Source organism: Paenibacillus sp. UNC496MF, from assembly GCF_900113915.1.
Classification (GTDB): domain Bacteria; phylum Bacillota; class Bacilli; order Paenibacillales; family Paenibacillaceae; genus Paenibacillus_Z; species Paenibacillus_Z artemisiicola.
This window is the reverse complement of the sequence record NZ_FORE01000012.1, coordinates 208,088-228,803: the sequence shown is the minus strand read 5'-3', so window position 1 is coordinate 228,803 and position 20,716 is coordinate 208,088. Positions and strand designations below refer to the sequence as shown.

Sequence of the window (20,716 nt, the reverse complement as noted above, 5' to 3'; positions counted from 1 at the left end):
CATGCTCCGGTACCGCACCAGCTATCCGCCTTCCCTACTTCAAAATCTCTTCGATCCGCGCCAGCACGTCCTCGCTCAGCACGACGCCGGACGCTTTCGCGTTCTCGACCACCTGCTCCGGACGGCTTGCGCCGACGAGCGCGCTCGCCACGTTCGGCTGGCGGAGAATCCAGGCCAGCGCCAGCTGCCCCGTGGAGATCTCGAGCTCCGACGCGATCTCGGACAGCGCCCGCACTTTCGCGAGCTTCTCTTCCGTGATGCCCTTGCGCACCCATTCCAGCTTGTTCGCGCGGCTGTCGGCCGGAATGTCCGCGAGGGACGTATATTTGCCCGTCAGCAAGCCTTGGGCCAGCGGGGAGAACACGACTTGTCCGATGCCGTTCTTCTCGCCGTACGGGATGACTTCCTTCTCGATGTAACGTTCGAACATGTTGTAGACCGGCTGGCTGACGACGATGCGGTCCAGCAGGTAACGGTCCGCCGTGCCCAGCGCGTCCGCCATCTGGGACGCCGTCCATTCGCTCACGCCGGCGTACAGGACCTTGCCCTGCCGGATCAGGTCGTCGATCGCGCGCAGCGTTTCCGTCAGCGGCGTCTCCGGATCGTACCGGTGGCAGTAGAAAATGTCCACGTATTCGGCGCCGAGCCGCTTCAGGCTCGCGTTGGCCTGCTCGATGACGTGCTTGCGGGACAGCCCGCGGTCGTTCGGCCCGTCGCCCATCGGCCAGAACGCTTTCGTCGCCAGAACGTAGGAGTCCCGTTTATAAGCTTTCAGCGTCTCGCCGAGCAGCGTCTCCGCCGCGCCCCGCTCGTACACGTTCGCCGTATCGAAAAAGTTGATGCCCAGGTCGTAAGCTTGCTCGATCGCCTTGACCGCGTTCTGCTTCTCGACGTAACCGCCGTAGGTCAGCCAGCTGCCGAGGCTGATTTCGCTCACTTTCACGCCGCTTCCGCCAAGTCTTCTGTATTGCACCGCAATCCCTCCAAGCCTGATTTTGTGGATCGTGACGGGCCTTCGATTCCAGCCCTTATGCCAGCCCTTCTATTCTATCAGCGGCCGCTGGCAAATAGAAAGTAGTGAAATAAATCTCATTATATTATACCGATTATATCTGCTATACTTAAGGTAACTATGTTCAAGGGAGGCTGAAACCCGCATGACCCTAAGCAATTACGTCCCGAAAGAACCTGCCGTGATCGAGTGCAACATCGAGAAAACGTTGGATGTCATCGGAGGCAAATGGGCCTTCCTCGTGCTTCGCGAGCTGTTCTGCGAGAAGCGCCGCTTCGGCGAGCTGCAGCGGCTCATTCCGGACGTCAGCCCGCGCGCGCTGACGAGCACGCTCCGCCATCTGGAAACCCAGGGCGTGCTGGAGCGCCACGTCTTCCCGACCGTCCCCGTGACGGTCGAATATTCGCTCACCCCGAAGGGCATGGACCTGCACTGCATTTTGCACGAGATGAAGCTGTGGGCCGCCAAGTGGACCTAATCGCCCCGTCGCCTCGGATCATACATGAAAGAGCAGGCGGAACGCGTCGTTCCGGCCTGCTCTTCTTCGTTGGCGGGGCGGCTACAGACCGACGATCCGCCGAATCATCAGGCTGCGCTTGCAGGAGAGGTCGACGAATTCGCCGCCGATCCGGACGAGCGGCGCCTCTTCGTCGTGCGGATTGATATAGACGACCTCGCCGATCCGGCCGTCGGTCAGGAGCACCTGCTGCCCGACCAGCCGGGTCGTGACGTTCTCCAGGAACACCGAGATGATCTGGGGATCCAATTGACCGAAATAGCCTTCGCGCAGCTGGCGGAGCACCTCGTAGAAGGGCAGCGCTTTATGGTAGGGACGGTCGGACGACATCGCATGGAAAATGTCCGCCGCCGCCACGATTTTGCTGAACGGGTCGATGTGGTCGGCGGTCAACCCGAGCGGGTAGCCGGATCCGTCCTCGCGCTCGTGGTGCTGCAGGGCGGCGAGCGCGGCGCGGTAGCTGACGCCCTCGGTCTTCTTCAGCATCTCGTAGCCGTAAAGCGTGTGCTTCTTGACGAGCTCGTACTCGTCCGGCGTCAGCTTGCCCGGCTTGTTCAGGATGTCGTCCGGGATCTTCACTTTGCCGATATCGTGCAGCGTGGCGGCGACGGTAAGCGTTGTCAAATCCGCTTCGCCCAAATCCAGCCACCGGCCGATCATCGCGGCGAGGACGCCCACGCCGATGTTGTGCTCGTACGTGTAGTCGCCCTGCGCCTTGACCGCTTCGAACAGCTCGAACACGTTCGGATGGCTCGCCGCCCGCATAACCGCCGGCGCGACCTCCGCCTGCAGCTCCAGAATCGGCACCCGGCCCGTGCCCCGGGCGTCTTCGAACAGCGACTTGGCGCGCGCGACGGCGGCGCCGACCGCTTCGCGGGGCGGCGTCGCGGGCTCCGCCGGATCGTGCACGACGGATACGTCCTCGATTCCGTGCCTCTCGAGCAGCGCCAGATGTTCTTCGCGCAGCCGCACGCCGGCCGGCAGCACGGTCACCCCGAAGGCGTTGACCAGATCGTGTTTTGCGATTTTTCCCAAATAATGCCGCATGGCAATGGCGCCTCCACCGATTCGTGATTGTCGATCATTCCCAAGGTAAATCTTGGTCGATATGCTTACAATACCACGGGATCGCGCCTATTGTCCTATGGTATTGTTTTACAGTTTCGAAATAAAAGGCCTTAAGACCCTTTTCGCAGCAGCAAGCGGAAGAGCAAACCATGCAAAAAAGCCCCCTCGGCGAGAGGGGACTTCGGACCTCCTTAGATTTCGCCGGCCATCAACGCCAGCGTCCAGCGCTCGATCTTGTACGGCAGCGGCTTGTACTTGCGGCGCACCGGCTTGCTCCGCGCGTAATCGGCGATATCCGGACGGCCGCGCTTGCGCAGCGCGTTTTTCGAGCGGTGCAGCACCATCTTGACCGCGGGCACGGTGCACTGCAGCCGGTCCGCGATATCCTGGTACGTGTAATCGAAGACCTCCGCCAGCAGCAGCATCTCCGTTTCGCGTTCGGACAGCAGCTCCGTCAGCCACTCCACCATCCCCCGTACGGACGCGTAATCGGGGTCGTGATGCGGCTGCTGCATCGCCTCTTCGATCGGAACGGTCAAGCCGCGGCGCCTGCGGTGCGCGTCGATCTGCAAATTGCGGGCGATCTTGTATAACAACGAACGCGGGTGACGCAGCCTCCCCGTATCCCGGTACTGCTTGAACGCCCGAAGCAGCGCCTCCTGCATCAAATCCTCCGCCTCCCATTTCGAAGACGTCAAATAGCTGCAATACGCCCGCACGTGCTTCAGGTGCGGCCTCACGGCTTCTTCGAACTCGGTCCACGGCTGCATGCTTTCGCCCCCTTGCTTGTAATGATGTTCGGCTTATCCCGCTCTAAGTCTAGCAGGCCATTATGAACCTCATGTGAAAAAAGGGAGCAGAACGGCGCATCAAAAAACCTCATGCCCGCCTGGCGGCGGACATGAGGTTTCGTCGGGCATGGAGTGCGCCCGCACGCCTGCCTATTCGTCGATCGTATCGAAGGACAGCTCGTTGGCGTTGGAGCCCGGCGTCACGTACCATTTGCCGTCTTTCTTCTCCATGCCGTAGAGCGTCACGGTCTTCACGGCGAAGTTATCTTCCGTCGTGCCGTCCTTCGCGGTCATATCGTAGCGGAAGGCCACGAGCACGAGCGCATGGTCCGCGTCCAGCTCGACGACTGCGCTGCGCGTAACGGCCGCCTTCAGCGCGTAGTCGGGATCCGTGATCAAGCCCTCCACTTCGCCGGCGTCGTCTTCGACGCCTTGGTCGCCCGGCAGCAGCGTCGCCTTGTACGCGTTGAGATCGGCTGCGTTGATGGCGGCCGTCTGCGCGTTCACCAGGTCGTTCAACGCGGTCTTGTCCGCGTCGGGCGCTTGAATTTCCTGCGCCCAAAGACTGTTCTCGTCGAGCACCGTCGACGAATCCCAGTCGACCAGGTAGATTGCCCACTTGCCGTTCGCCTCGCGGTGCAGCGTGTAATAGATTTCGTACTCCATGTTCGGGAAGAAGCCGTCGCCGCTCACCTTCGTCGCGTCCTCTACCGTGTACACGACCGCCTCCGAAGGCGAGTACGAATCGAGCGCCATGTCCACGAACTCCGTCTTGCTATGAATCTTCGCGAACTGCTCGCGAATGCTGTCCGAGAGCGCGTCCTTCAGCGGGGATTGGGAATGGAACAGCGCCAGGTACGCGTCCGCGTCCTGCTTGTCCTCGGCGGCCGCCAGCCCTCTCACCGCGGCGAACGCCTCTTCCTGCTGCGCGGCGGTCGGCTTCTTGTCCGCGATCGTGACGATCTTCTTGACGCCGTCCCATGCGACGTCCTTGTCGGACAGCGTCGCGATGAAGCGGACGCCGACCATCGTCCGGCCGTTCAGCAGCTTCATCTCGCCGTTGACCGGCAACTTGGCGCCGTCCACGAGCGCCGTCGTGCCCGTCGGCGTCATCTGGATCGTGCGGGCGTCCGATTTCGCCTTGATCGTTTTGGTCGAGGCGTTGTAATCGATCGCATATCCGAGCTTCGTGAAGAGCGTGCGGAACTCCACGAAGGTTTTGCCGTTCAGCAGAACGGGCGGCGCCGGGAAAATGACCCATTCCCCGTTCAATTTGACCTTGATGTTCGTCGGCGCGGTCGCCGCGGAAGCCGTTCCGGCGAATGCCGCGAGCGCGATCATAAGGGATAATGCCAGTCCAAGCCAACGTTTCATAGTAAACCTCTCTCTCGTCTAATGACAAATCATAGCTGAATCTACCTAAAGCGTACTTGAACTTACAGCCATTGGCAATACGCCAATAGTTGCAAGCCGCGCGTCCGCCCGCCGTTACCGCCTCGCCCGCGCCCAGCGCCGGAACAGCCGGACGCACAGCGTCACCCAGCAGGCGCTGACCCAGTAGCCCGCCAGAATATCCGTCGGATAGTGCACGCCGAGATAGACGCGGCTCAGGCCGATGCTCACGATCATGATGCCGCTGAAGACGAGCAGCGCCGCGCGCCAGCCGCGGTTCGGCAGATGGCGCCACAGCAGGTAGGTCGCGAGGAAGTAGAACGTGAACGCCGCCATGGAATGGCCGCTCGGAAAGCCGTAGCCCTGCTCCTCGACGATCCGGTGAATGTCCGGGCGGGCCCGCTTGTAGATCGGCTTCAGCGCGTCGTTCAGCAGCGTCGAGCCGAGCATGCCGCCGATGAGCAGCACGAGCTCCTTGCGGTGCCGGAGCACGACGGCCAGGAAGACCGCGAGGACGAGCACCGCCGGGATGACGACGCTCGACGAGCCGATCTTGCTCAGCGTCTTGGCGACGGACGTCAGCGCGTCGCTCTCCCAGCCTTGGACCGTGCGGATGATCGAGGTATCGAACTGCTCGAGCTTGTTGCGCGATACGAGCATCGATAAGCCTTGAAAGCCCGCTACGGCAAGGATAAGCAAGATAATCCACATCGTGGAGCAGCCTCCGTTTTTAGCATGATTCGTCTATTATAGCGGCTGCCGGGGACTGTCGGCTACGGTTAATTTCCCGCAAATCGGGGCGGGAAAAGCAAATGCCGGGAAGTCTCGTTGACTTCCCGGCATTCCGCGGACGGGCAAGGGCCTCAGACCTTGACCGGCCGGTTTGCGCTTCGCGCCGAACGGATCGGCTTACAGGCTGCCGTTCTTCTGCAGCAGCAGATAGAGACGGTAAATCATTTGCGCGGTTTCCGCTCTCGTCGCCTGGCCCGTCGGGTTCAGCGCCGAGCCGCTGCCTTGGACGACGCCTGCTTTCACCATGTCCGCCGCGGCGTCGACCGCGTACGGCGCCAGCTTCGCCGTATCCTTGAAGCCGCTCAAATCCGCCGGCGCGCCGCTCAGATCCAGTTTGCCGGTCACGTCCATCGCCCGGCTCATGAGCACCATCATGTCCTGACGCGAAATGAAATCGCGCGGGTTGAACTTGTTGTCGCCCGTGCCGTTCGCGATGCCGAGCGCTTTGACGATTCCAAGCGCCTTATAGTAGTAGTCGTTCGCGCTTACGTCGCTGAAGTTGGACGTCGCGTCCGCCTTCAGGTCCAGCATCCGGACGAGCATCTCCATGAAGTCGGCGCGCGTAATGCGTTTGCCCGGCTCGAAGGTCGTGGACGACGTGCCGTTGATGATGCCCTTGTCGGCCAGCACCGCGATCGCGTCCGTCGCCCAATCGTAATGGGCGTCGACGTCCCTGAACGGGTTGGCCGGGATGACCGGGTTGCCGCCGTTGCCGTTGTTGCCGTTGTTGCCGTTGTTGCCGTTGCCCGGATTTGCCGCAGTCGTTTCGCTCGACGTGAAGCTCCAAACATCGGAGCGCGTCAGGCCGCTGTAAGCGTCCTTCGCCACGGCGTACCACTGATAATAGTTCCCCTTCGTAACGCCGTTCCATTTTACGAAAGCCGTACCGCCGCTAGCGACGTTCTCCTGCTTGCCGATCGATTGATCCGTGTATACCTTGACGCCGAAGTAATCCGTCGCGACCTGCTTGTGCATCGGCTGCAGATCGACGTCCAGGTCGAACTCGTCCTTGCCCGGATACGTGGTCGGGTCATAGTAGTTGTAATCGTCCAGATAAGGCGAGTACGTCTTCACGTGAATCTGGTTGTTCTTCGTATCGAACTGGAGCAGGCGGATATAGCCGAGGCCGCCCTTCTCCGCGCCCTGGTAGTCGGCCAGCAGCTGGTACACCTTGCGGTCCGGCACGCCGTCGCCGTTGTCGTCGATTTCGTCGACCAATTTCTCGGCGTCGTGGTAGTGGCCGCAGAGCACCGCGATGACGTTCTTGTTCGGCACGACGACGCGTTCGTGGATTTTCTCCGAGATCGGCGCGCGGTTGTCGGACACGAGCAGATACTCGTGGAAGTCGAGAATCGCCTTGCGGTCCGGATACGCCTTGACCACGTCGTCCATCCATTGGATGTCCTCGTCGCGGATATCCCAGCCCATGTAAATGACGATAAAGTCGTTGCCGCCGGCCGAGATCAAATCGTAGTGGCCGCGGTTGTTCTGGTAGGAGCCGCCGTACGTCGGCTGCTTCTTGAAGCGGTTCTCGCCGAAATATTGATAGAATTTCGTGTAATCGGCGAATTGATGCGACACGTCATGGTTGCCCGCGAGCACGCCGTAAGGCACGTTCGCATCCTCAAGGACCTTCATGTCCTTGTCGGCTTCTTCCCATTGGTATTCCTTGTCCGCCTCGTCGACGATGTCGCCGGTGTGGATGACGTACTTGATGTTCATGTCGTCCTTATGGTCGACGATCCACTGCACGTTGCCCTCGTAGATCTCCGGATAGCTTTCGGAATAGTACTGGGTGTCGGACATCCAGACGATGCTGAAGTCGTAGTCGTCCTGCTTGACCGGCAGCTCGTCCTGCACCATGACATGAATCGTGCCGTCGATGGCATAATCGCCGGCTTTCACTTCCGAGGACAGCGCGAACGCTTCGCTGCCCGCGACCTTGCTGTCGAGCATCTTCCACGCCTTGTCCGCGGCGCTCCACGCGTACAGGCTGACTTTACGGCCCTCCAGCGACTTGCCCTTCCAATCGATTTCCACGCTGTCCGTTGCTTTGACGGACTTATCGAGGTTCACCTCGAAGCGGTGGTACGGGAATTTCTCGTCGGCATTATTCACCAGGAATTGACCGTCATCCTTGCTGATCAAGCCGTAATCTTCGTCCGTGAACGCCGTCTCGCCCTCCGGCTTCAGCGTCTTCGGCGGTTCAACGTCCGACGCGTTCCCGAAGGCCGAGAAGCCCGCGCGATGGTCGGCGTCGTACAGATAGCCTTTCAGGAAGTCGACGTTCATGGCGTCATTCGACGGATCCGTCACGTTCACGGACAGGTTCGGCGCTCCGTTCTCTCCATCCGCCGGCGAGACCAGTTCGGGCTTCAGCGGGTTCTCGTCCGGCACGTCGAACGTAATCGTCTTCTCGACTTTGTTGCCGACATTGTCCTCGGCGTCGATGACGAGCTTATGCTCGCCGGGGGTCAGCTTCCCGGAAGACGTCGCGTACGGCAGCGCGATCGCTTTGCCGTCCAGCGTCGTCTTGGACGACTTGACGCCCGATACGGCATCCGTAATCCCCGCGTTAATCGAGAATGCTCCGCGGTACGTCTTGCCGTCTTCCAGGCTCGGCGTGACGGCCGGCGCGGTGTTGTCGACCTTGATCGTCGCCTTCACCTGCTCGTGCGCGGCGTTCTCCACCGTGACGGTATGCTCGCCGTCCGCGAGCTTGGTCGTATCCAGATCGTACGCCTGCGATTTCAGATCGCTTGCCGCGAGCGAAAGCTTGAAGTCCACGACCGGATTTTTGCCCGCGCTGTCGCCCATTTTGATTTCCGTCGCCGGATTCGCGCGGTCCTTATCGTAGATCACGGTGCCGTCGGCCAGCACGAGGCGGACGTTCTTGACCGTGAAGTCGTCTTTGTTCTCTTCCGGACGATCGTCGAACGGCGAAGACTTCGTGCCCGCCCGGATCGAGAGGACGTTGTCGCCTTCCGTCAGCCGGCTCGCTTCGATCGGCACGGTCAGCGTCTGGTACGTGTTGATCGGATCCATGAACGTGTACAGAATCTCTTGGCCCATCGTCACGCCGTTCTTGAAGTAATAGTTGACCGAGTTCGCTTCGAACGCGAAGGACGGATCCTTCTCGAGCGCATGGTACGTATCCGTCGTCTGCGCTTTGCCGTCGATGCTCAGCCGCAGCGTGTCCGGAGCGGCGCTCTCCGCCGTCCCCTTCACGACCTTCGTGCCGCCGATAATATCGCCGTTCTTCAGGTTCAGGCGAAGCGGGGAGCGGTCCGGGCCGCCGGTAATCGCGACCGTGGCCGGATCCGTCGTCACGGTATTCGTGCCGTCGGACACTTGGAAGTAGTATTGCAGCGCCGTCTTGCCGATCAAGTCCGGCGAATACAGCTTGAAGTGGTACAGCGCGTCGTTATAGTCGCGGTACAGGTACCGGCTCGTATAACCCGCGTCCTTGTTCGTCTTGTAGAACAGCTTCACGGACTTCACGCTCAGATCGTCCTGCGCGTCCGCTTCGATCGCCAGGTCCTTGGACTGGTCGATGCTCGTTACGCCCGTCAGATCGGTCACCGTCGGCTTCGCTTGGTCGGCCGGGGTCGCGACCGGGATCGCCGGAACTTGCTCCGGGGTAACGCTGCCCGGCGTCGGCGTCGCGGTGCCGGCGCTCAGCTTGATCATCGTCGAGCTGCCGTTCGTCGGATAGCCGAAGACGATCGCCTTGTCCGTCGCCGTTTCCGTGGCGGAACCTTCATAATAGGCGGCGGACACGTCCACGTGCGTATTCGTGCCGATGACGAGTCCCCGTTTGCCGGAATTGGCCATGCCGTCGGAATGGATTTTGAAAATGTCTTTGTTTTCCGTCAGGTTGGCATGATAGAAGCCGTTGAAATCGGCCACCGTTTTGGCGCCGTTGGCCGCGTTGATGATCCAGAACACGACCGTCTTGCCCGGCTCGATCATGACGTCCTCGCCCGGACTCTCGAACGGCCAGACGAGGTCGGCGTCCGGACCGGAGTCCGTGTACCGGTAGTACAGCTTGTAATCCTTCAGGTTGACGGCCTTGTCGGAGTTGTTGTACAGCTCCGCGAACTCGTAGCCGTCCGAGCTGCCGACGTTCGTGCTGTTCGGCACGAGCTCCGTCACGAGCAGCGGCGGAACCTTCTGCGGATCGAAATCCGGCACGTTCACGTCGACGGTATAGGTATCCGTCTTGACCGTGTTCTTCGCGTCCTTGACCTCGATGTAATACTCGAATTTCGCTTCCTTCAGCTCGCCGCGCGGGATGTCCGCCAGGTACGTATGGCCGGACGCGACCGTCATCGGCATGGACGCAAACGTGGATTGCGATTGCGTTTTGTAATAGACCGTCGCCGTCACGGGATCGAAATCGCCGTTGTCGCTCTCTTTGTTCGTGATGTCCGCGGTGATCTGCAGGTTGACGTTCGTCTCCGCGCGCGTCACCGGCGTATGCGCGATGACCGGCGGCTCGTTCGTGCCTTCTTCCGGCAGGGAAACCGGCTGCTTCGGAACTTGGTTCGCGCTCACCGCGCCCGGCGTCGGGCTGGCAACGCCCGCGGAGTCGAGCAGCATGGCCATCGTGCCGTCGTCCGGATACTTGTATTGGATCGGCTTGTCTTCGATGTTGCTCACTTGGCCTTCATAGTGAGCCGATACGATCTCCTGGTTCGCGGAATTGCGGAACACGATGCTTCTGGCGCCGCCGTTCGCCATGCCGTTATTCTCGATTTTGAACAAGTTCTGTCCCAGCGCAAGATTCGAATGGAAGTGGCCGTTAAAGTCGTTCTGGGTTAACGTTTTACTTGCTGCATTGGCAATCCAGAGGACGACCGATTGCTGGGACGGAATGACGACATCGCCCGTTTCCCATTGAGTCTCCGTATTCGGCGTTGCGTCCGTATATCGGTACATAAGCTTATAATCTTTCAAATTGAGCGTACGATTGGAGTTGTTGTACACCTCGATGAACTCGTAAGCGTCGTATTCCTTGGCGTCTGGTCCTGTAATGTTCGTCGAGTTCGGGTTCAGCTCCGTGACGAGCAGCGCCGGCACGTAGTTGTAGTTCATGCTCGCGCGGACGTTCACCGTGTACACTTCCGTATCCTTGGATGCCGTACCGTCGGCCGCTTCGATGTAATATTGCAGCTTGCTCTCGGTGAGCTTCTCCTTCGGAATCGCCGCTTCGTACGCGAACTCGTCGGCCGTCGAGCGGTCCTCGTTCTTCGTCATCGGCAGCGCCGTGTACGATATTTCCGAATTGAGCTTGTAGTAGACCGTCGCGCCGACTTTCGCCGCGTCCGCGCCGTTCGGGGACAGCTTCGCCATCAGCTCCAGGTCGCTGTCGTCGATCGCGTCCGTCACCGGCGTATGCGCGATCGTGACCGGCGTCTGCGGCAGCTGCGGTTCTTGCCCGCCGTCGTCCGGCGTCTGCGTCGGCACGAGGAAGCTCTCAACCGTGCCCGGGGTGGCAGGGTGCTTGCCAGCCGCATATGTACCGTCCGCGACCATGGCCATATTCGTGCTGCCGTCGGTCGGGTAGGAGAAGAAGATGCCCTGGTCTTTCTGCGTTTGGGCATCGGTCTGGTACGAAGCCGTCACCACGACATTGCCGCTCTTGTCCTTAATTATCAAGTCGCGCGGCGCGCTGTTAATCATCCCGCCGGTCGTCGACAGTCGGAACAGGTCTTTGCCTTCTTCAAACGAAGTGCCATAATTCCCGTTAAACTGCGCTGACGTCAGCGCAGTGTTATCCTGATTCATGACCCAGAAAACAATGGATCCTTTGGCAGGGATGACTGGTTTCTCGGCCGGGTTGACAAGACCCCAGGTTGTATCCACATCCGCATTACTGCCATTCAAATAGTGATAATCGATGGTATAATTATCAAAAAACGTGACTGGCGCATTGGAATTGTTGTACACTTCTATGAATTCGTATGCATCTGAAGATACGCCGGCCACATTCGTGCTGTCCGGCACAAGCTCCGTAATCAACAGCTTCGGGACCTTCGTAAAATCGAATCCCGCCTGCGCGCCGTCCGCGCGGACGATGCTCGAGCCGTAAGGGCTCATGATTCCCAACAACAAACTTGCCGTCGTCAACGCGCCGAGTGCCGGCTTGACGAGCTTTCTTCTACCCACGAGATGTGCACGCTCCGTTTCAAGTTGTGTGCCGTCATCGCTGCGAGGCGCCCCCCTCCGCTAGACTGCCAAAAGATAAAAAACGCGTTTTTTTATTTTATAAAGCATTTGTGTGCCGGAAGTTAATGCCATGTTGAAATCTCGTAAATGATTCCATCGGCCGTAAAATCTGCAGGCAATTGGTCGAATAGGAGCGGGCGTCGACTGCAACGGCCCGAACGAGGAAGGGTCGACTTTGTTTACGAAGCGGCGGTCGGGGAACTTCCTTCGCTGAAATCGAAAGCGCAAGACATAGGTTCCATAACAAAAAAAACCGCCCGCCGCGCTCCGTTCAGGAGGCGGCTGGGCGACATGCGCGAAGCGGTCATGCAAGGGTGCTAAGGGGCGAGCGAGATCCAAACGGCCGTTTTGTCGTCGGACTTCTTCACCCGCGGGAATCGCGTGCAGTCCGGGTCGGTTTCTTCGAGCTCCGCGACCCAATTCATGTACGGACGCAAGCCCTTCTCCCGGACGAGCGCCGCGATCTCGATGGCGCTGTCTTTGTCCGATTCGCCCGGCGGCTTCGGCATGTACAGGCCGTCCGTGAACAGCAGCAGCGCGGCGACGTTGGAGGTGCTGATCCGGCCGGTTTCCACGAAATCCGCGCACGCGGGATCGCCGTTCAGCGAGCCGTAGCCGCCCCGGCGATTCGCGAGAGCGCGGCCGGCGATGATTTGGCCCTTCGTATGGTCCCACAGCTCCGCTTTCGTGCGAAGACCCGCTTGGACGCCCTGCAGCCAGACGGCCTTCGTCCGGTCGTCCACGTGCGCCAGCTGGTCATGCGTCAGGATGCGGATGGTGCCGTCTTCGTAATAGACGGCGATCATGCAGTCCCCGAGCTGCGCGTATTCGATCCAAGTCGGCCCGACGCGCACGATCGCGGCGCAGGCGCTCCAGAGCGCTTCCGGCACGTCCGGCGAAATGCCGGCCTCCGCCATCGCCGTCCGCAGCCGCGCGTTCGCGAACGTCAACAGCTCGTGCAAGCTCGCGCCGGCGAGCTCATCGCTTCGGCACGCTTCCGCCGCATGCCGCGCGGCCAAATACCCGCCGGTCTCCCCGCCCGGTCCTCGGTAAGGGGCGAGCGACGTCGCCCCGTCGAGCACGCCGAACAGCCCGAGGCGCTCCTCGCGGACGACCGCGTCCTCGTTCCAGGCCCCGACGCCCTGGATCGTTTCCACCGTAATGCGCATGTTCCGATTCCTCCTCGTTGCGGCGCCAAGCCGCGCGTTCTCGTTCCAGCTTAAGCCGGCTTCCGCCGGCTTGGCAAGCCGCGGTGCCGGCCGGAACAGGGACGGCAGGGTACGACCCGATCCCGTCCGGTACCTTAATCCCGCGCGACCTTGACGATCGTTCGGCCTCTCACGCCGCCCTTCAATATCGCGGGCAGCGCCTCGGGCAGCCGGTCGAGCGCAAGCTCGTCCGCCTCCATCGACTCCAGCCGCTCCGGCTTCCAGTCGGTGCCGATGCGCCGCCACAGCGCCTCGCGCAGCGGCGCGGGACATAGCACGGAATCGATCCCGAGCAGGTTGACGCCGCGCAGAATGAACGGGAATACCGTCGCGGGGAACTCGCCGCCGCCCGTCAGTCCGCTCAGCGCGACGGAACCGCCGTAGCGGATCGTGCTCAGCACGTACGGCAGCGAAGAGCCGCCGACGGGATCGACCGCCGCCGCCCACCGCTCGGCGCGAAGCGGTTTGCGCTCCCCTTCCGGCGCCTGGAGCGCCTCGCGCCCGATAACGTCGCGCGCCCCGAGCAGACGCAAGTAGTCGTGCTCGGACGCCTTGCCCGTGCTGGCGGTCACGTCGTACCCCGCGCGGGCCAGCATCGCGACCGCATGACTTCCGACCCCGCCCGTGGCGCCCAGCACGAGCACCGGGCCCGCGCCGGGCGCAAGGCCGTTCGCTTCGAGCCGATGCAGCGACAGCGCGGCGGTAAAGCCGGCCGTGCCGACGAGCATCGCTTCGCGAAGCGACAGGCCCGGCGGCCGGGCCGTCAGCCAGTCGCCCGGCACGCGGGCGTACTCGCTGTAGCCGCCGAAACGGCCGGTGCCGAGCTCGTAACCGGTCGCGACGACTTCGTCGCCTTCGCGCCAGCGCGGATGCGACGAAGCGACGACCGTACCCGCCAGATCGATGCCCGGAATCATCGGATAGGCGCGCAGGACGCGTCCCCCCGGCGTGGCCGCCAAGCCGTCCTTGTAATTGATGCCGGAGTAGGCGACGCGGATCGTCACGTCCCCTTCGGGCAAGTCCGAGAGACGCAGCTCGCGGACGCCGATCTCGAACCGGTCGTCCTGCTTATCGACTACGACCGCTTTGAACGTCTTCATCTCCATGGCAGAACCCTTCCCTTCTCTTGCCTTCGCTTTTGCTTTCGCTTTCGCTTTCGAATCGAATAGCGCTCCCCTAAGCATACCGCTACCGGGCGCGATTACAAAATACCGCAATGGTACCGCCATCCGGTACCGCCATCCGCAATTGGACGCGAATCAAAAAACCGCCCCGCCGCCAGGAAGGCGACGGGACGGCAGATTCGTGCGCTTATCCCCATAACGAGCCGCCGGGCCGCGGACAATCCTTCGCCGCCAGCTTGGCCCGGACGCGGACGAAACAGCCGCAGTGGGCGCAGGTCGTGCCGTACTGCAGCGACGGACAAGAGGCGCACTGATCCAGCCTCGCGCCGTATCGCCCGTCGTCGACGCAGTCGCCGGGATGCAGCGCCAGCTTGCCGAGCACCCGCTCGATCTGCTCCTCGGTCGCATGCACGGAGGCGCCGCAGCCTTTGCAGAGCTCCCGCTCCCCCGCCCTTGTCGCCGGCATGCGCCTTACCCGATCCGCAGCATCGCGACGGAAGCGGCGGGCAGCGTCACGCGAATCGTGCCATCGGCTCCGCGTTCCGCGCCCGCGAACGGCACCGGACGCACGCGGTCCGGCTGCTCCGGCGTATTGTGCGCGTTCAGCGCGTCGCCCTGCAGCAGCGTGCCGGCGATCGGGGCGTCCGGGGCGGACAGTCCCCGCAGCTCGAGCGACAGCGCGGCCGCTTCGTCGTGGCTGAGGTTGCACAAGCTGACGTGCAGCGCGCCGTCCTTGCCGCGGGAAGCGGATACGCTCGTCTGCGGGATGGAGACGCCGCCGACCGTGTACGGCGCGGCCGCGAAGTCCAGATCCAGCAGCTCCGCGTCGTGATGCGCCTTGAACATGTCGAAGACGTGATAGGTCGGCGTCAGCGCCATCCGGTCGCCCTCCGTCAGGACGACGGCCTGCAGCACGTTGACCGTCTGGGCGATGTTCGCCATCCGGACGCGGTCGGCGTGCTTGTGGAAAATATGCAGCGTCGCGGCGGCGACGAGCGCGTCCCGCATCGTGTTTTGCTGATAGAGGAAGCCCGGATTCGTGCCCGGTTCGACGTCGTACCAGGTGCCCCATTCGTCGACGATCAAGCTGATGCGCTTGGCGGGATCGTACCGGTCCATGATCGTCTTGTGCTTCCCGATCAGCTCGTCCATGACGAGCGCCTTGCGCAGCGTGCCGAACCAGGCCTCCGCGCCGAAGTCCGTAGCCGACCCTTTCTCCGCCCAAACGCCGGGAATCGTATAATAGTGAAGCGTCAGCCCGTCCATGAAGCGTCCTGCTTCGCGCATGAGCACGTCCGTCCATGCGAAGTCGAAATCGCTCGCGCCGCACGCGATCCGGAAGATCCGGTTGTCGCCGTAATTGCGCACGTACGTCTGGTAGCGCCGGTATTCGTCGGCGTAATATTCCGGGCGCATGTTGCCGCCGCAGCCCCAATTCTCGTTGCCCACGCCGAAATACGCGACTTTCCACGGCTGCGCCCGGCCGTTCTCCGCGCGAAGCGACGCCATCGGCGATTCGCCGCCGAACGTCAGGTACTCCACCCATTCCTGCATTTCCTGCACCGTGCCGCTGCCGAGGTTGCCGTTGATGTACGGCTCGCAGCCGAGCAGCTCGCAGAGCAGCATGAATTCGTGCGTGCCGAAATGGTTGTTTTCGACGACCCCGCCCCAATGCGTGTTGACCATCCGCTTGCGGGACGCGCGGGGACCGATGCCGTCCTTCCAGTGGTATTCGTCGGCGAAGCAGCCCCCGGGCCAGCGCAGCACCGGGATGTTCAGTCCTTGAAGCGCTTGCAATACGTCGTTGCGGATGCCCTTCGTGTTCGGAATCGCGGAATCCTCGCCGACCCAAATGCCTTCGTAGATGCAGCGTCCGAGATGCTCGGCGAAATGCCCGTATACGTTGCGGTTGATGGTGCCGATCGGACGATCGGCGTTAATGACGGCGCGATTGGTCATGAATGTTGTCAGCCTCCATGATTAATAATTTTGTTAATCAATAAACAAAACATTAACTCCCGTTCTCATTAAACCTCATGTCGCGCCGTTTTTCAATGCTTTCGCCTAATAAATCAGCTTGCGGTCCGACAAAATCTTCGCGAAATCCCGCTGCCGGATCGTCACGTCGGTTCGGCCGAGCGTAATGTCCAAATCCAGGCGATAGCGGGCCAAGGCCCCGACCAGCGCCAGGAGCGCGTCCCCGCTGTCTTCGACGCTTCGCTCCTCGGGGCCAGGCCCGACGTAGATGCCAAATCGCGAACCGGACGCGATGACGGACGGGTCGTAGCGGTAAGGCGGGAAAGGCAGCGCGTGCAGGAGCGGGCCGCCCGCCTCGGCTTGCTCCGTGAAGACGATCTCGGGGAAGCAGTCCGACCCCGGGAAGAGCTTGAAGAGCGCCGCCTCGCACGCTTGCTTCGTCTCGCGCTCCCACGTCGCGCCCAAATAATCGTCCGCCAGCCCGCCGCCCGCCTTCCTGCGGACCTCGAACCGGATCCCCGCATTCCCTTCGGGACGGACGGCCGCCCAATAGTCGCCCTCCTGGATCCCGTATTCGATGGCCTCCACATGGAAGTCCGCCTGCGGATACGTCGCGTTCAAATAACGGACCACGTCGCGCCGGAACACATATTTTTCGATCGGATCCCCGCTGCCCTTCAGGAAAAAGACCAATTTCCAAACAAGTACTACAATTCCAATAATTACTAAAATTAGGATGATTCTTACTAGATTCTTTCGCAATACGTCCATCCTGCCGCCTCATTTCTTGCCCGATCCTATAAAAGTAGTGTAAGTTTATTTGCCTGTTCTACCAAGTCCCTATTTTTGCTGGCACCCGCACGGGACTTGCGGCACGCCAAAAAGCCGCTCCGGAGAGCGGCGCCGGGCGGCGGGCCTTACGGGATGGCGGCGCGGCCGGAGCCGGGGGCGACAGAGGATGGGCCCTCCCGTGGCGGCACGACGGGAGTGGCCGGGGCTCGTCGTCGCGAGAGGCGACAGCGGCTCGCCTGATGCGGGGCGCCGTGGGCTGGGCTTGCCCATCGGGATCGGCCCGTGTGCGGCGCGGAGCCGCCTTGCCCCGCCGTGGCGCAGGCGGCCGTTTGCCCGGCACGCGGCGCCGGTGCTTGCCCGTTGGTCCGACGGTTCGGCAGGCTGGCGAATCGACCAGCCATCCGCCTGTCCGCAAACCTTCATGTTGGCGAGCTCCAAACCTGACAACCCGCCGTCGCGAAGGTCGAACGCCGAAGGCGGCACGGTCGCTGCTCGGCGAAAACCCGTCCACCGCTCAAAAAAAGGCACCCCCAAAGCCAATTAATCGGCTTCGGGAGCGCCATGAAATGTTATTGAGGCTGCTTTCCGTACTAACCGCTGACCGCACGGCGCGGGAGAGCCGCTTCGACTTGCCATCCCCCGATCGATTGGCGCGAGACGGTCGCTTCGCCTTGTCTGTCGCCCGATCACCGGCTCGGAACGCCCGTTCCGTCTCCACGGTCGCCCCACCGCCACCGCGGGGCGGCCGCTTCCCCTCGGCCATCGACCCGGCCGTCGCCGATGGACGCCTGCTTCGCCCTAGCCATCGCCCCGACCGCCGCCCAAACCGAGGTCTCCGCCCTACACCCGCTCGAACAACCCCTGCTTCTGATCCTCGACCGCCATCGCGCGGACCTCGAAATGCTTCTTCTTGCCCGTGGCCGTGTACGGCAGCTCGTCGATGAACCGGTAGAAGCGCGGCCGCTTGTACGTGGCCAGCATGAGGTGCTCGCTGCAGTACTTGCCGAGCTCCTTCGCCGTCAGCGACGGGTCCGACTTGATGACGTACGCGACGACGGATTCGCCGCGCAGCTCGTCCGGCACGCCGACGACGACCGCTTCCTGCACCTTCGGATGCTGGTTCAGGATTTCCTCGACCTGGACCGGATGGATGTTCTCGCCGGAGGAGAGGATCATGTCGTTCTTGCGGCCGACGACCGTGACGAATTCGTTCTCGTCCCACGTGCCCATGTCGCCGATATAGATCCAGCCTTTATAGAACACCTTGCGGCTCTCGGCTTCCTTGTTGACGTACGTGTACGCCGTCTTGCCGACGGACCGCACGATGATCTCGCCGACCTCCTTGCCGTCCCGCGCGACGACGTCGTCCGGCTCCGCTTTGCGGTCGGGATAAATCTTCACCACCGCCACGTCGTCGTCCGTGCAGGAGCGGCCCGCCGTGCCGGCCATGTCCGGCAGGTCGAACGGGCGCAGGAACGTGTTCCAGAACGCCTCCGTCGTGCCGTAGCCGTTGAAAATATTCGGCGTCAGCGTCTGCTGGTACCGGATGCAGTCTTCCTTCTCGAGCGGCGCCCCCATCGTGACGATGCCCTTCAGCCCGCTCAGGTCGGCCGGATGCTTCAGCTGCTGCTGGTACAGCATCTTCAGCATCGGCGGCGCGCCGATCACGAACGTCAGCCCGTAGTCCGGGATGTACTCCAGCACGGTCTTCGGGTTGAAGTGGCGCATGATCACGACCTCGCCCCCGACGAACAGCGTCGGGTTCGGGCCCCCGGAGTGCAGGCCGCCGCGGTGGAACCACGGGCTCATGTTCATCGTCCGGTCCATCGGCGTCAGCGGGAAATGCATTGCGACGTCGTGGGCCGACAGCACGTCGTTCACGTTATTGAGCGGCACGCCCTTCGGCTGCCCCGTCGTGCCGGACGTGTACAGCCGCGTATTTTCCTCGTAGATGTGCTTCGGCGCGAGCGGCGGATCGTCCTCGGAACGGTCCCGGACATAGTCCGCATACGTCACGTGGCCCTCCGGCGCCTCGTTCTGCCCGGTAAAATCCGCCATGACGACCCGCTTCGGCCGGTGCTCGGCCATGGCGAGCGCCTGCAGCGCCGTCTCGCGAAACTCGCCGTCGTAGACGAACACCGCCGGCTTGCTGTCGTCGAGGATGAACGCCGTCTCCCCCGGGGAGAGGCGGAAATTGATCGGATTGTTGATCGCGCCGATCTTCTGCGGAGCCAAGAAGCTGAAAACGAACTCGGCCGAGTTCGGCAGCTGGTACGTGACGACCTCGCCCCGTCCGACGCCGTCCGCCAAGAGCGCGTGGGCGAACCGGTTCGCCTCGCGGTTCAGCTCCGCGTACGTCCACCGAAGCCCCCGCAGCGGGTCCGTCAGCGCGGGACGATTCCCGAACCGGCGGGTATTGCGCATAAATCCGTTCAAATACGTAAACGAATGCTCGAACGTCTCCTTGAACATCCCTACGTCGTAGGTTAAATCGTGCTCCATCTCCATGCGGTCCATGTCTCCTACACCCTTTCGATAACGCATATGATTGGCGATCGTCCCCGCCTATCGTCCGTCGTACGCCCCGACGATCAAGGAAGCGTTTTGCCCGCCGAAGCCGAAGGAATTGGACATCGCGCGCCGCACGGTCGCCTGCCGCGCCGCGTTCGGCACATAGTCCAAATCGCATTCCGGATCGGGGGTCTCGTAGTTCAGCGTCGGCGGCAGCACGCCTTCGCGGATCGCCTGGATGCAGGCGATCAGCTCCGTCACGCCGCCGGCGCCCATCAGATGCCCGGTCGCGCCCTTGATTGAGCTGACGGGCACGCCGCCGGCGCGCTCGCCGAACACGGTCTTGAGCGCCTTCGTCTCGATGCGGTCGCCGAGCGGCGTGGACGTGCCGTGCGCGCTGACGTAATCGATGTCCGCCGGCGTCAGCCCGGCGCGTTCGAGCGCGAGCCGCATGCAGTCGATCTCGCCGCGGCCGTTCGGTTCGGACGACGTGACGTGGTACGCGTCCGTCGTGTTCGCGTAGCCGAGCAGCTCGGCGAAGACGGCCGCGCCCCGGCGTTCCGCGGACGCCAGCGTCTCCAGCACGACCGCGCCGCCGCCCTCGCCCATGACGAAGCCGTCGCGGTTCAGGTCGAACGGCCGGCTCGCCCGCGCCGGATCCGCGTTGCGCGTCGACAGCGCGCGGCTGGCCGCGAGGCCCGCGTCCATGAGGGCGCACAGGATCGACTCCGCGCCCACGGCCACCACGGCGTCGGCTTGTCCCGACCGCAGCAGCATGGCGCCGAGGCCGATCGCGTCCGCGCCCGAGGAGCAGGCCGTGTTCAGCGTGTAGCCCGGCCCGCGAAAATCATGCGTAATCCCGATATGCGCGGCCGCGATGTTGCCGAGCATCTTGGTCACGAGATGCGGGCTCACCCGGTAGCTGCCGCTCCGCGTGGCCGCCTCCTGCGCCTGCGTCGCCGTGAAGATGCCCGCGAGCGCGGTGCCGAGCACGACGGCGACCCGTTCCGGCCGCGCCTGGATGCGGCTCTGCGCCAGCGCCTCCTCGGCGGCGATCAGCGCGAACTGCATGAAAATATCGGTCTGCTGCGCCAGCTTGCGCGGCATGTAGTCGGCCGGGTCGAACGGCTTCACCTCGGCCGCGATCCGGACCGGAAGCTTCTCCGCGTCGAAGCGCTCGATGGCGCCGATGCCGCTGCGGCCTTCCTTCAGGCCCTTCCAATACGCGCCGACGCCGATGCCGAGCGGCGTGACGGCTCCCATGCCCGTCACGGCAATGCGTGCTTGATTGCCTGTCATCC

14 protein-coding genes are annotated in these 20,716 nt (G+C 62.6%); 1 reads left to right on the top strand and 13 read right to left on the bottom strand.

What is annotated here, in order from left to right; genetic code table 11:
• Nucleotides 1–34 precede the first annotated feature (34 nt).
• The gene (locus BMZ79_RS22330) at nt 35–973 is read right to left on the bottom strand and encodes an aldo/keto reductase family protein (protein ID WP_090644054.1); all 939 of its coding nucleotides are present in this window, start codon (nt 971–973) and stop codon (nt 35–37) included.
• A 184-nt stretch (nt 974–1,157) separates the two neighbouring features.
• Here BMZ79_RS22330 and BMZ79_RS22325 point away from each other — a divergent pair, with 184 nt between their 5' ends.
• Nucleotides 1,158–1,490: a winged helix-turn-helix transcriptional regulator gene (locus tag BMZ79_RS22325; RefSeq protein WP_090644051.1), complete on the top strand. Its 333-nt coding sequence runs from the start codon at nt 1,158–1,160 to the stop codon at nt 1,488–1,490.
• A gap of 81 nt (nt 1,491–1,571) precedes the next feature.
• Here the strand turns inward: BMZ79_RS22325 and BMZ79_RS22320 are convergent, their stop codons facing one another.
• The 12 genes from BMZ79_RS22320 to fabF all read right to left on the bottom strand — a co-directional run bounded on the left by BMZ79_RS22320 (nt 1,572) and on the right by fabF (nt 20,714).
• A complete protein-coding gene (locus tag BMZ79_RS22320; RefSeq protein ID WP_090644049.1) occupies nt 1,572–2,576 on the bottom strand; it encodes an HD-GYP domain-containing protein in 1,005 nt (334 codons plus the stop codon).
• Between the two features lie 212 nt (nt 2,577–2,788).
• Nucleotides 2,789–3,367 (bottom strand): RNA polymerase sigma factor, encoded by a 579-nt coding sequence (locus BMZ79_RS22315; RefSeq protein WP_090644046.1) that lies wholly within the window; start codon nt 3,365–3,367, stop codon nt 2,789–2,791.
• 171 nt (nt 3,368–3,538) lie between these two features.
• Nucleotides 3,539–4,762: a copper amine oxidase N-terminal domain-containing protein gene (locus tag BMZ79_RS22310; RefSeq protein ID WP_090644045.1), complete on the bottom strand. Its 1,224-nt coding sequence runs from the start codon at nt 4,760–4,762 to the stop codon at nt 3,539–3,541.
• Between the two features lie 114 nt (nt 4,763–4,876).
• The gene (locus tag BMZ79_RS22305) at nt 4,877–5,491 is read right to left on the bottom strand and encodes a phosphatase PAP2 family protein (protein WP_090644042.1); all 615 of its coding nucleotides are present in this window, start codon (nt 5,489–5,491) and stop codon (nt 4,877–4,879) included.
• A 198-nt stretch (nt 5,492–5,689) separates the two neighbouring features.
• Nucleotides 5,690–11,743: an S-layer homology domain-containing protein gene (locus tag BMZ79_RS22300; RefSeq protein WP_143089039.1), complete on the bottom strand. Its 6,054-nt coding sequence runs from the start codon at nt 11,741–11,743 to the stop codon at nt 5,690–5,692.
• Nucleotides 11,744–12,120: 377 nt separating this feature from the next.
• Entirely contained in the window at nt 12,121–12,972 is an 852-nt protein-coding gene (locus tag BMZ79_RS22295) for a protein phosphatase 2C domain-containing protein (protein WP_090644037.1), read from the bottom strand.
• 134 nt (nt 12,973–13,106) lie between these two features.
• Complete coding sequence (locus BMZ79_RS22290) at nt 13,107–14,111, bottom strand: acrylyl-CoA reductase family protein (RefSeq protein WP_177222283.1); 1,005 nt, start codon at nt 14,109–14,111, stop codon at nt 13,107–13,109.
• A gap of 211 nt (nt 14,112–14,322) precedes the next feature.
• A complete protein-coding gene (locus BMZ79_RS22285) occupies nt 14,323–14,601 on the bottom strand; it encodes a hypothetical protein (RefSeq protein WP_177222273.1) in 279 nt (92 codons plus the stop codon).
• Between the two features lie 5 nt (nt 14,602–14,606).
• The gene (locus tag BMZ79_RS22280; protein ID WP_090644032.1) at nt 14,607–16,094 is read right to left on the bottom strand and encodes an alpha-N-arabinofuranosidase; all 1,488 of its coding nucleotides are present in this window, start codon (nt 16,092–16,094) and stop codon (nt 14,607–14,609) included.
• Between the two features lie 105 nt (nt 16,095–16,199).
• Nucleotides 16,200–16,805: a YfjL-like protein gene (locus tag BMZ79_RS22275; RefSeq protein WP_090644029.1), complete on the bottom strand. Its 606-nt coding sequence runs from the start codon at nt 16,803–16,805 to the stop codon at nt 16,200–16,202.
• 939 nt (nt 16,806–17,744) lie between these two features.
• Nucleotides 17,745–19,421, bottom strand: coding sequence for a class I adenylate-forming enzyme family protein (locus BMZ79_RS22270; RefSeq protein WP_256252989.1), 1,677 nt, complete (start codon nt 19,419–19,421; stop codon nt 17,745–17,747).
• A 48-nt stretch (nt 19,422–19,469) separates the two neighbouring features.
• Entirely contained in the window at nt 19,470–20,714 is a 1,245-nt protein-coding gene (gene fabF / locus BMZ79_RS22265; protein WP_090644026.1) for a beta-ketoacyl-ACP synthase II, read from the bottom strand.
• Nucleotides 20,715–20,716: the final 2 nt, after the last annotated feature.

Coding starts and splice junctions, on each gene's coding strand:
- BMZ79_RS22325 (WP_090644051.1), top strand. CDS start 1,158: ATGACCCTAAGCAATTACGTCCCGAAAGAACCTGCCGTGATCGAGTGC.
- BMZ79_RS22320 (WP_090644049.1), bottom strand. CDS start 2,576: ATGCGGCATTATTTGGGAAAAATCGCAAAACACGATCTGGTCAACGCC.
- BMZ79_RS22315 (WP_090644046.1), bottom strand. CDS start 3,367: ATGCAGCCGTGGACCGAGTTCGAAGAAGCCGTGAGGCCGCACCTGAAG.
- BMZ79_RS22310 (WP_090644045.1), bottom strand. CDS start 4,762: ATGAAACGTTGGCTTGGACTGGCATTATCCCTTATGATCGCGCTCGCG.
- BMZ79_RS22305 (WP_090644042.1), bottom strand. CDS start 5,491: ATGTGGATTATCTTGCTTATCCTTGCCGTAGCGGGCTTTCAAGGCTTA.
- BMZ79_RS22295 (WP_090644037.1), bottom strand. CDS start 12,972: ATGCGCATTACGGTGGAAACGATCCAGGGCGTCGGGGCCTGGAACGAG.
- BMZ79_RS22290 (WP_177222283.1), bottom strand. CDS start 14,111: ATGAAGACGTTCAAAGCGGTCGTAGTCGATAAGCAGGACGACCGGTTC.
- BMZ79_RS22285 (WP_177222273.1), bottom strand. CDS start 14,601: ATGCCGGCGACAAGGGCGGGGGAGCGGGAGCTCTGCAAAGGCTGCGGC.
- BMZ79_RS22280 (WP_090644032.1), bottom strand. CDS start 16,094: ATGACCAATCGCGCCGTCATTAACGCCGATCGTCCGATCGGCACCATC.
- BMZ79_RS22270 (WP_256252989.1), bottom strand. CDS start 19,421: ATGGACCGCATGGAGATGGAGCACGATTTAACCTACGACGTAGGGATG.
- fabF (WP_090644026.1), bottom strand. CDS start 20,714: ATGACAGGCAATCAAGCACGCATTGCCGTGACGGGCATGGGAGCCGTC.